A 10237-nucleotide genomic window follows, 5' to 3' on the forward strand; every position below is an offset into this window, starting at 1 on the left:
ACCCAGCAACTTGACGCTTCTACAAAGAATTTGCTGGGTTGGATTCGCTAAACTGGGGAACACTGGCCATCCGGTCTTTTTCACCGAGAGGATTCCTCCGTTCAATGAGTACACCAAGCCCATACGAAATTCTTGGTGTCGCGCCTACTGCGAGCATGGAAGATATCAAGGTCGCTTACCGAAGGGCCGCTCGCGCGACCCATCCCGATCTCGGTGGCAGCGAAGAAAAGTTCAAAGAAGTACAGCGCGCTTTCCAGCAGCTCAGCGAGATGGCGTCTCCGCTGGGTTATGAGCAGACCTTCCAGTCTCCGGGCAACGCTCCACGCGCCGGGTTCAGCGCCCGTCCTTTTGACGAGCGCCTGCGCAAGAGCCCTCAGCAGCCCAAGGCGCAGTTGCCCACCGAATATGTTCCACCGTTCTCGGATACGTCTCCTACATTGCTGGACAGAAAAGTCTGTGAGCAGCGCGTTCATGGAGAACCCCGAAAACGCGGTCTGTTCTCCAACCGTGCACGGCTGATCCGCGAGGCGCAGACCATCAACCTGCTTTCCAAGAACGTCCTGAATATCTTGCCAGCTGCCCGTTTGGTCAACGGCCTGCGTTCGCCCGCGTCGGGGCACTACGATCATGTGCTGATTGCCGGTTACCGCATGGCGGTGATCAATACGATGACTCTGCCCGATGGCTACTATTCATTTGATGGCAATGTCTTGCGCCACGGCAATAAGCTGACGCAGCCTCCGCAGTTCTCCATCTCCGGTTTGCAACGGCAATTCATGCAGATGAACGTAGTTGCGTTCACCTTGGTGCTTTCTGCCAACGGCAATCACCACGAACCGGTCATTGAGTACCGGCGCAATGCCGATCCAACACTTGCATCGACTCCGAATGTGCTCAATGCAGCGGGATTGATTCGCGAGTTGAAACTCTTCTTGGGCTCTGGCCCATCGCCGAATGTCGTCGATCGCCTAGCCCTGGCGCAGTTACGTGAAGCGATGTACTAAGGTCAATGGCCTATTTCTTGTTGGTGAGAGCTTAAACTGGTTGAGTGTTTCGTATCGTTTTCAATGCCCCAGAGATCCCGGGTAATTCCGGCAACGCTATCCGACTAGCCGCCATCACCGGCGCAGAACTGCATTTGGTCAAGCCATTAGGCTTCAACTTCGAGGATGCCAACCTGCGTCGCGCAGGATTGGACTACCACGACCTGGCTTACGTCACGGTGCATGAAAATCTTGACGCAGCCTTTGAAGCACTGGGAGAAGGCCGGGTCTTTGCCTTCACATCCGAAGGAACTACTGTCTATTCGGATATCAGCTACGAGGCCAGCGACATCCTGCTCTTCGGCCGTGAATCGGTTGGCTTGAGCGCAGAAGACAAGAAGCATCCGCGCATCAACGACCTGGTCCGCTTGCCGATGCTTCCAGGCCGCCGATCGATGAATCTGGCCAATACCGCTTCGGTGGTAGCCTTCGAAGCTTGGCGCCAGCACGGCTTCGCTGGCGCATAAAGTACCAGCCAGCCCGCGCCACGCATACAGCTTTACCTAATCTTTATAAAGTAGGCTCGAGTCTGTACCCGCAGTTTTCGGGTATTGAACTGTGCCGACTACATTTCGGGAGAATCCAAGACAATGAACGGTAGCCATTCTCAGCACCGCGACGAGCCCCAGGACGAGAACCTGGGTCTAGATCTGGTGAGCCAAGTGGCCAGCAGTTCACGTGCAGCCAAGAAAAAGCCTAAGCGCTGGATCTTCGCTGTCACGGGACTTGCCATCATCGTTGTCCTAGCGGTGGTCATTTTCTCCCTGCTCAATGGAGGCACCAAGGCGTCCAAAGCATCCAAGGCCGATGATGCAGTCACCGAGACCGTCGAATTGAAGAGCGGAGGCCAAGCGGTGCTCAGCTCGTCGAAGTCCGAAAGCGCTGTGGGTGTCGAGCTCTCCGAGCTGCCTGCCCTGGACGGTTCGGAACAGTACGTTGCATGGGCCGTGCATGAGTCCGGCAGCGTCTCCGTGATCGTTTCCAGCACCGGTGAAGATGCCGCGGCTGGGCTGTCTCCAGCTGAAGACGTGATTGCCCTCCACATCACCATTGAGGGATCCAAGATCCCTGACGCTCCATCTGAAGATGCTGAAGCATCGGTCGACCTGCCACTGGCTCAAGACAAGGCAACGGAAGACGAGAGCTAGCAGCTCACCTCTGGCCAGCCAAAAAGTTCGGGGCGAAGATCAATTCTTGATCTTCGCCCCGAACTTTTTCCGGTCTGCTTTGCCTGGATACTCAGAACCCGGCTATCGTGTCGCGGGCGTTCACGGCAACTGCGTGGAATGCTTCGGCAAGCTTGCCCTTTCCCAGCTGGCCACGCTCGGCGTTTTCCTCGCACTGCTGCAAAACGTAGTTTTCCATGGCGGCAACATCCGGGTGCTGGGTGAAGTGCGAACGCAAGGCGTCCATCTTCTTCTCGAAGAATTCGGTGATGTCCACATAGGCGTTCTCGCGTTCCTGCGGAGCCCCGCACAACCAGAGCCAAGGCACCTTGTAGGCTTCCAGTCCTTCGCCATGCAGCAGCTCCGGGTAGGAGAACGGATTCTCCACCGCCGGGTAGATCGCACGGGTGACCGCTTCACCGCAGGCCAGATGGTCTGGGTGCGAGGCCTGTATCCGATCCCACTTGCGCTCCGGGTGCATTGCAATCACGATGGTTGGCTTCACCTGGCGCATCAGCCGGACCACCTTGCGCATGACATCGTGGTTGGCTTCCAGGAAGCCATCGCGTTCGCCAAGGAAGTGGACCGTTTTCACACCCACCTTGGCGGCGGCCTGTTTCTGCTCTTCGTGGCGCAGCTTAGCCGTTTCCTCAGGATCCCGGTCATCAAAACCGCCGGCGTCGCCGTCAGTCATGATGCAATACTGAACCTCTGCCCCCGCCGCGGTCAGGGCCGCTACCGTCCCGGCTGCCCCAAAGTCCAGATCATCGGGATGGGCGCCGAAGGCCAGGACCCGTTGGGCGCCTGCACCAATGAATTGCGCTGTATCGATCATGCCTTGCGACGTCGAATCTCTTCGGCGGCCTGCGGCAGGACCTTGGCCAGGTCACCAACGATACCCAGGTCTGCGATCTCGAACACCGGGGCGTCGACATCCTTGTTGATCGCGATGATGAACTTGCTGGTCTGCATTCCGGCCTTCTGCTGTATCGCTCCCGAGATGCCGGCAGAGATGTACAGCTGCGGTGCGACGGTGGCACCGGTCTGGCCGATCTGCGCATCGTGCGAGATCCAGCCGGCATCGGTAGCTGCACGAGAAGCGCCCACGGCAGCTCCCAGGGCATCGGCAAGGTCTTCAACCGGGCCAAAGTCTCCGTTGACACCACGACCACCAGCAACCACGACGCGCGCTTCGGTCAGGGCAGGTCGATCACTTGCGACTTTCGCCTCCGCCGCAGCAATCCGGACCTTGGCATCGTTGGAGTTCTCCAAAGCCAATTCCTCAACTGCCAAGGCGGTGCTGGAGGCCGCTGGCGCGTCTTCGATGCTGTTCGGCTTCAAGGTGGCAAACAGGGTGCCGTTGGTTGCCCTGGCCTGAACGCTGTAGCTTCCTGCCAGTTCATCCTTGGTAGCTACAAGATCCCCGCTGATGCCAATGACGTCGGTGATAATCGCACCGTTGCGGCGCACAGCCAAACGGGCACCGAGCTCACGGCTGAAATTGTCATTAGCAAGCAAGACCAATTTGGCGGCAGTAGCCTGCACGGCTGCGTCAAGCACGGAAATTTCGTGCTGGCCGAAAACTGGGGCATCGCCGGAAGCGGTGAATAGCTTCACCACGCCATAGGAAGCGAGAACCTGCTGGGCTTCGTCGCTGACTTGGTTGGCAACGGCCACGGCCGGGTTCTCGAAACCAGAGACCAGGGTCAGCAGTTCGCGCTGGCCTTTGGAGGGAGCCGCGGAAAGCTCAGTGAAAAATACTAGTGCTGAAGGCATGTTCAATATTCCTTAGATCAGCTTCTGTTCGGCCAAGAAATCAACCAAGGCGATACCTGCCTGGCCGCTGTCGTTGATGACCGTTCCGGCTTGGCGCGCAGGGCGGGCTTCAGCTGCGATAACTTCGGTGTTCGAGCCGAGGGCGCCGACCGCGGCTGCATCCAGGCCGATAGCGGCCAGGTCCAGCTCGGTGACAGTCTTCTTCTTGGCAGCCATGATTGCCTTGAAATTCGGGTAGCGCGGCTCGTTGGCCTGGTCGGTGACCGAGAGCACTGCCGGCAGGTTCGCCTTCAGGGTCAAAGTGCGGTCCAGGTGATCGCGCTTAATGGCCAGTTCACGCTGTGCGGCATCGAACTCAACGGCCAGCGCGTGAGTCAGCTGCGCAAAGCCCAGCCGTTCTGCGAGCTGGGCTGGAACAACCGAGGTTTCAGCGTCGGTCGAGGACATCCCGGTAATAACCAGGTCCACGTTGCCGGCATGCTCAACCAGCGCCGCAAGCGCTTTCGACGTGGCGATGGTGTCGGAACCGGCCAAGGCGTCATCGTTCAGATGCAGCCCTGAGCTGGCACCCATCTGCAGGGCCTTCTTGACGGAGTTGCCCGATCCCTTGCCGCCCATGGTCGCGGCGATGACTTCATGCCCGGCGGCGAATCCGCCGTTGGCTTCCACGATGGAAACAGCAGCTTCCACGGCGTATTCGTCAAGTTCGGAGAGTACTGATTCTGCACGGTCAAGGCGCAGCGTTCCCGAATCGATATGACGGTCAAATTGAACATCTGGGACGTGTTTGACCAGGACCACTATTTTCAGTGGAGTGGTGCTTTCCTCGCTCATTCGCGCCTTCCTACGAGCTTCGATGCCCGCACCGGTGCGGGGCACCGGGGCAGGCTAATTCCTTCAGTGTCTATCGTATCGACACAATGCAGTTCACTGGGTGTTTATCGCTCTCAGATCAACAAGTGACGCGGGCTAGTCGATCACCAGCCCGCGTTACTTGTTTCACAGCGTCATCATGACGATTTGTTTAGTTATTTGACAGCGCTCCGACAGTTGCTGTTGCGGTCTGTTCCTTGCCATTGCGAAGGTAGCTGATTTCCACTTCTCCCCCGGCTGGAATCTCGCGGATGGCCGCGGTCACGGTCTGCGAGTCCTGGACTGCACGGCCGTTGACGCCGGTGATCACGTCACCGGACTTCAGACCGGCCTTATCAGCTGCCGAGTCAGGGCTAATTTCAACAACGCGGGCACCCACCGAGAACGCCGAAGCGTTCTGCTGGTTCGATCCAGCTGCGCCCTGCGGGGTCACCGTGGCTCCGAGCAGACCGTGGGTAGCCACGCCGTTATCGATCAGTTCCTGGGCAACACGCTTTGCGTAGTCGATAGGGATCGCGAAGCCAACGCCAATCGATCCGCCTTCTTCACTGTTGCCTGCCGAGGCAATAGCAACGTTGACACCAATGATTTCACCATTGGCGTTGACCAATGCGCCGCCGGAATTGCCGTGGTTGATCGCCGCGTCAGTCTGGATGACGTTTACGTAGATCGAACCGCTTGAACGCTGCTGCTCTTGTTCCTGTCCCGGGAATTGGAAGTTGAATTGGTTGCCATCCCCGCCCTCGCTCTGGTCGCTTTCCTTCGGAACGGCCGAAGAAGCGATGGAGATGGTGCGGTTCAAGGTGGAAATGATGCCGTCGGTGACGGTGCCGCTTAGACCCAGCGGTGCGCCGATGGCGACAGCGGTATCCCCGACATTCAGCTCGGCCGAGGAACCCACGGCGGCAGGCACCAGGCCGTCGGCCTGGATATTGATGACTGCCAGGTCCGATAGAGGATCTGTGCCTACCACGGTGGCACTATGCACCGAACCGTCGTTCATCTGGACCGAAATTTTGGGATTGGCAACTTCGCCACCCAGGGTAACCACGTGGGTGTTGGTCAGAATATTGCCCTTGTCGTCCATGACGATGCCCGATCCGGAACCGCCAGAACCGTTGCCGGAAACCTCGATGGTCACCACGCTTGGGCTTGCCTTGGCGGCAGCGGCGGTGACTTCGGTGACCTTGTCCGGGTTGTTGATCACCACGCCCTCACGCGGCGAACTGCTCACCGAGGAAGACCCCGCGTCGTCATTCATCAGGTAGGTCGTGCCAGCGGCAGTGACGCCACCTACCAAGGCCGCGGCAATCATTCCGGCGATGAGCGTGCTGCCAGAGAAGGACTTCTTGTCCTTGGAAGGCTTCTCGGGCGGGATCGGGTAATTCGCAGGCTCGTTGGACGGAGGGCCGTAAGGGGAACCGTAGGGAGAGCCGTTCTGGACTTGCTGGGCGTCGGAATGCTGTCCGTGGGAGTGGGCCGCGTTCTGCGTTCTGTCAACGGACGGCGCGGGGTAAACGCTGGTTGGATTCTCGCTGGCGCTTGGAGCCTGATTCACTCGCGGGTAGCGCACCGTAGGTTCGGCCGAAGCAATTGGGTCGTTATTGGTGTCGTTAATTGGCTCTGCTGAATCGCCCGCATCGTTCCCACGTGGCTCATTCGGTGTCTGGCTCATGGCTTGCCTCTTTCGAACTGTCGAATCTCTTGAGTTCTATTATCCAACTCTGGTCTGTGGCATCGAATTGTGGTGTCTGAGCACCGGCTGTGAGTTAACTATTCTGCCAGCTGAATGTCGTAGACGTTGTTCATTAGGGCAAATAGAATCAATCATAAGTGTGAACCCAATCTCGGGGATCACCAGATCGGGATTCTCCCGATTTTAGATTGACTGATGCATTTCAGGTGGGGAACAAGACATGCGTATGAAAGCTCGACGGCTGATTGCTGGAGCAATATTGGCAACGGTAGCCTCTTTCGGCTTATCGGCACCTGCGATGGCTGAATCGCCTGTAACGATTCCACCTGGCGACTTCGTCGTCGATTCTTCAGGCGTGCTCGGCTCCGACGAAACGCGTTTGGAATCCGAAATTAAGGAACTTCGCAGCAATACCGGACTAAACCTGTTTGCGATATTCGTCGACGAGTTCTCCAACCCAGACCAGGCAGATCAATGGGCCGCCGAAGTTGCCAACCAAAAGGGTTTGGGCAGCGCTGACTCCATCCTGGTGGTGGCAACCGAGACCCGCCAAGCATATTTTGCTGGCGCCGAAGGCGGTCCGATTGCCAAAGCCGATACTGAAATCTACAGCAGCCAAATCAGCCCGGCACTCAGTGAGAAAAACTGGGCCGGTGCAGTCGAGGGGGCCATCGCTGGCATGCGCAGCGTTGAAGGTGGAGGCAGCCCAGATGGTTCATCCTCTGGCGGTGGTTTCCTAACCGTCGTACTGGCCATTGGTGCCGTTGCTGTGGTTGGGTTCCTTTTCCTTTCACGGCGCAGCAAGAAGAAGACCGCGCAACTCGGCCAGAGCCAAGGCCAACACCCAGGACAGTACGGCGCCCCTGCTCCGCAGCAGCAACTGGTCCCCCTGGACAAGCTCCGTTTGCAGGCAGACCAATTGCTGGTGGCTGCAGATGACTCGATCCGTTCTTCGCAGCAAGAATTGGGCTTCGCCGAAGCACAATACGGCAAGCAGGCTGTCCAGGTCTATGTGGAGGATATTGAACAAGCCAAGAACCACCTGACTGAATCTTTCCGCCTGCAGCAGCAGTTGGATGACGATATCCCCGATACCGAGCAAGATCAGCGTTCATGGTTGAATGAAATCATCGACCGTTGCAAGAAGGTCAACAGTTCCCTGCAGGCCCATGCTGACGAGTTCAAGCAATTGCGCCAGCTGGAGCAGAATGCCGAGGATCGCATTACTGAGGTATCGGCGAACCAGGAACCGCTCAACCAGAGGCTGTCGGCCCGCGTGGCAGACTTGGAACGCCTTGCCGGCCAATATGACGCCAGCGCAGTATCGCAGATCAAGGACAACGCCGACCAGGCCGCCGAGCGCCTGACCTTTGCTTCTTCCGCCTTGAAGCAGGCATCAGAGAAACTGGCCACTGACCGATCCAATGCCGCGATCTTGATCCAGAATGCGGAAGAAGCCCACGACCAGGCCGATGTGCTGCTCAAGGCCATCAACAAGGCTGGCGAAGCCTTGGGGCAGGCCCAGCAAGACTTGAAGTCCGCAATCGCGCTGGCCGAACGCGACCTGGCTCAAGCGAACGCCTTCGTTGGCAACGGAGCAAATCCCCGCCTTTCCAGCGCCGCGGCCGGTGTCGAAAGCACTCTGGCGAATACCAAGCAAGCACTGAGCAGCGGCAAATACAACCCGCTGGCTTTGATCACCCAGCTCGATGAGTCCGTTCGCCCGCTTTCAGAAGCTCTTTCAAGTACGCGTAACCAGGCTCAGCAGGAACAATCAGCCCGTGCACAACTGGATTCGTTGCTGCACACCGCAGCGTCGCGCATCAGCGGTACCGACGATTACATCCGTGCCCGTCGCGGCGGCGTCCGCTCTTCAGCTCGAACCCGCCTTGCTGAGGCGCAGCGCACCTTCGATGAGGCGCGCTCGCTTTCTGGCAGCGATCCGCTGCGTGCTGTAGGTTCCGCACAGCGTGCCATTCAGCTAGCTGACCAAGCTGCGCAGATGGCCGAAAGCGACGTCAGCGGATTCGACGGCTTCGGCGACTCGCGCGGTTACGGGAACTACGGCCGTGGCCGCGGGGGCGGGATGTTTGATGGCATCGGTGGCGCGATGCTCGGAGGCATCCTGATCAATACCATCCTCGGCGGCGGAGGCCATGGCGGTCATTCCGATGGCGGCGACGGTGGAGGTTTCTTTGGCGGGGGCGGCTTCGGTGGCTTCGGCGGCGGCGGAGGCGGCTTTGGAGGAGGTGACTTCGGAGGCGGAGGAGGCGGCAACTTCTAGCTTGCCGGACCAGTTTCACCAGAAGGTTTCAAGTTCATAGTGTTTTCTTGACGGACAGAAAGGTCCAACCATGATCAAGCAGTCAATCTTCGGACGCATTTCCCAGTTGGCCAAGGCCAATATCAATGCAATGCTCGACTCAGCTGAAGATCCCCAGAAAATGATGGATCAGATGGTGCGCGACTACAACGACAATATTGCTGAAGCAGAGCAGGCGATTGCCCAGACCATCGGCAACTTGCGCATGCTGGAAGACGACTTCCGCGAAGACGAGCAGGCAGCTTCCGAGTGGGGCAACAAGGCTCTGGCAGCATCCAACAAGGCAGAAGAGTTCCGTGTTGCAGGCAATGCCGATGATGCCTCGAAGTTCGACAACTTGGCTAAGGTCGCCATCCAGCGCCAGATGCAGGCCGAGTCCGAGATGAAGACCGCCGAGCCGACGATCGCTTCGCAACGCGAGATCGTGGACAAGCTCAAAAGCGGCTTGAACATGATGAAGGAAAAGCGTACCGAACTGGCAAGCAAGCGCGACGAGCTGGTCGCCCGTTCCAAGTCGGCACACGCTCAAAACCAGGTCAATGAAGCCATCAAGTCCGTGAACATCATGGATCCGTCCAGCGAAATTGGTCGCTTCGAAGAAAAGGTTCGTCGCGAAGAAGCCCGCGTTCGCGGTGCTGCAGAATTGCAGGCATCAAGCCTGGACTCCCAGTTCGAGTCTCTGGAAGATCTGGGTGAGCAGACCGAGGTGGAAGCCCGTCTGGCCGCTCTGAAGGCCAAACAAACCGATGCTTTGGAGAGCTAAACTTTCTGCTCTCTGAACTGTGTCAATTGGCTGGCAGTGCGAAAGCATTGCCAGCCAACTTCTTTAATGCTTAAACCAAAAGCGGAGACCCTTCCGGATCTCCGCTTCCACTTTCGTGGCGGGGAGAGGATTTGAACCTCTGACCTCCGGGTTATGAGCCCGGCGAGCTACCGAACTGCTCCACCCCGCGTCGGTAAATACAACATTACCAATCAGTGAATGACTTGGCCAATCCTGGGATAGTGCATTGCGTCACCAAGAGACCCCTGGCTCATGAAGCGGGGAAATCGCCCCACTCCCCACGGCATCTCCACAGGGTCAAGGGAAAGCTTTTCGGGACCATCCGGCGGGCTCGAAACAAAATCAACGCCATGGGTCCGCTGCCTGTCCGCCTCGGCCCAGTGAATGCGGACATATTAGTTGCTCCCCCATCGGGAAGTCGATCATGTGCCTACTGGCGCTTGGCCACGCTCACCCGTTGGCGCCGTCCTGAGAAATCCAATTAAACCAAAAACGGAGACCCTTCCGGATCTCCGTTTCCACTTTCGTGGCGGGGAGAGGATTTGAACCTCTGACCTCCGGGTTATGAGCCCGGCG

9 protein-coding genes and 1 tRNA gene are annotated in these 10237 nt (G+C 58.2%); 5 read left to right on the forward strand and 5 right to left on the reverse strand.

Annotated elements, in window-relative coordinates:
- Window positions 1-104: 104 nt before the first annotated feature.
- From EDF61_RS12665 to EDF61_RS12675, 3 genes are all read left to right on the forward strand, one after another.
- Window positions 105-1004: a J domain-containing protein gene (locus EDF61_RS12665; protein WP_105656837.1), complete on the forward strand. Its 900-nt coding sequence runs from the start codon at window positions 105-107 to the stop codon at window positions 1002-1004.
- Between the two features lie 44 nt (window positions 1005-1048).
- On the forward strand, window positions 1049-1510 hold the full coding sequence (locus EDF61_RS12670) for a tRNA (cytidine(34)-2'-O)-methyltransferase (RefSeq protein WP_105656838.1): 462 nt from the start codon (window positions 1049-1051) through the stop codon (window positions 1508-1510).
- Between the two features lie 123 nt (window positions 1511-1633).
- Window positions 1634-2191, forward strand: coding sequence for an anti-sigma factor domain-containing protein (locus EDF61_RS12675; RefSeq protein WP_105656839.1), 558 nt, complete (start codon window positions 1634-1636; stop codon window positions 2189-2191).
- 91 nt (window positions 2192-2282) lie between these two features.
- Here the strand turns inward: EDF61_RS12675 and EDF61_RS12680 are convergent, their stop codons facing one another.
- The 4 genes from EDF61_RS12680 to EDF61_RS12695 all read right to left on the reverse strand — a co-directional run bounded on the left by EDF61_RS12680 (window position 2283) and on the right by EDF61_RS12695 (window position 6533).
- Window positions 2283-3044 carry a PIG-L deacetylase family protein gene (locus EDF61_RS12680; RefSeq protein WP_105661499.1) on the reverse strand — a complete coding sequence of 254 codons (762 nt, stop codon included), beginning with the start codon at window positions 3042-3044 and terminating at the stop codon, window positions 2283-2285.
- A complete protein-coding gene (locus tag EDF61_RS12685) occupies window positions 3041-3985 on the reverse strand; it encodes an electron transfer flavoprotein subunit alpha/FixB family protein (protein WP_133834293.1) in 945 nt (314 codons plus the stop codon). The genes EDF61_RS12680 and EDF61_RS12685 overlap by 4 nt, the downstream gene beginning before the upstream one ends.
- A 12-nt stretch (window positions 3986-3997) precedes the next feature.
- Window positions 3998-4819 (reverse strand): electron transfer flavoprotein subunit beta/FixA family protein, encoded by an 822-nt coding sequence (locus EDF61_RS12690; protein WP_181149011.1) that lies wholly within the window; start codon window positions 4817-4819, stop codon window positions 3998-4000.
- Between the two features lie 190 nt (window positions 4820-5009).
- Entirely contained in the window at window positions 5010-6533 is a 1524-nt protein-coding gene (locus EDF61_RS12695; RefSeq protein ID WP_133834294.1) for a S1C family serine protease, read from the reverse strand.
- Window positions 6534-6852: 319 nt separating this feature from the next.
- Between EDF61_RS12695 and EDF61_RS18945 the strand changes: the two genes are divergently transcribed.
- Together EDF61_RS18945 and EDF61_RS12705 are read left to right on the forward strand one after the other, a co-directional pair.
- Window positions 6853-8838, forward strand: a complete 1986-nt coding sequence (locus EDF61_RS18945) for a TPM domain-containing protein (RefSeq protein ID WP_181148806.1) — start codon at window positions 6853-6855, stop codon at window positions 8836-8838.
- Between the two features lie 70 nt (window positions 8839-8908).
- Complete coding sequence (locus EDF61_RS12705) at window positions 8909-9640, forward strand: PspA/IM30 family protein (RefSeq protein ID WP_105656844.1); 732 nt, start codon at window positions 8909-8911, stop codon at window positions 9638-9640.
- Between the two features lie 116 nt (window positions 9641-9756).
- On the opposite strand, the gene EDF61_RS12710 is transcribed toward EDF61_RS12705, so the two are convergent.
- Window positions 9757-9830, reverse strand: a tRNA-Met gene (locus tag EDF61_RS12710).
- Window positions 9831-10237: the final 407 nt, after the last annotated feature.

The organism is Arthrobacter sp. JUb115 (assembly GCF_004365035.1).
Classification (GTDB): domain Bacteria; phylum Actinomycetota; class Actinomycetes; order Actinomycetales; family Micrococcaceae; genus Glutamicibacter.

Bases quoted from the DNA above. Each gene is read 5' to 3' on its own strand.
- EDF61_RS12665 (WP_105656837.1), top strand. From the start codon at position 105: ATGAGTACACCAAGCCCATACGAAATTCTTGGTGTCGCGCCTACTGCG.
- EDF61_RS12675 (WP_105656839.1), top strand. From the start codon at position 1,634: ATGAACGGTAGCCATTCTCAGCACCGCGACGAGCCCCAGGACGAGAAC.
- EDF61_RS12680 (WP_105661499.1), bottom strand. From the start codon at position 3,044: ATGATCGATACAGCGCAATTCATTGGTGCAGGCGCCCAACGGGTCCTG.
- EDF61_RS12685 (WP_133834293.1), bottom strand. From the start codon at position 3,985: ATGCCTTCAGCACTAGTATTTTTCACTGAGCTTTCCGCGGCTCCCTCC.
- EDF61_RS12690 (WP_181149011.1), bottom strand. From the start codon at position 4,819: ATGAGCGAGGAAAGCACCACTCCACTGAAAATAGTGGTCCTGGTCAAA.
- EDF61_RS12695 (WP_133834294.1), bottom strand. From the start codon at position 6,533: ATGAGCCAGACACCGAATGAGCCACGTGGGAACGATGCGGGCGATTCA.
- EDF61_RS18945 (WP_181148806.1), top strand. From the start codon at position 6,853: ATGGCTGAATCGCCTGTAACGATTCCACCTGGCGACTTCGTCGTCGAT.
- EDF61_RS12705 (WP_105656844.1), top strand. From the start codon at position 8,909: ATGATCAAGCAGTCAATCTTCGGACGCATTTCCCAGTTGGCCAAGGCC.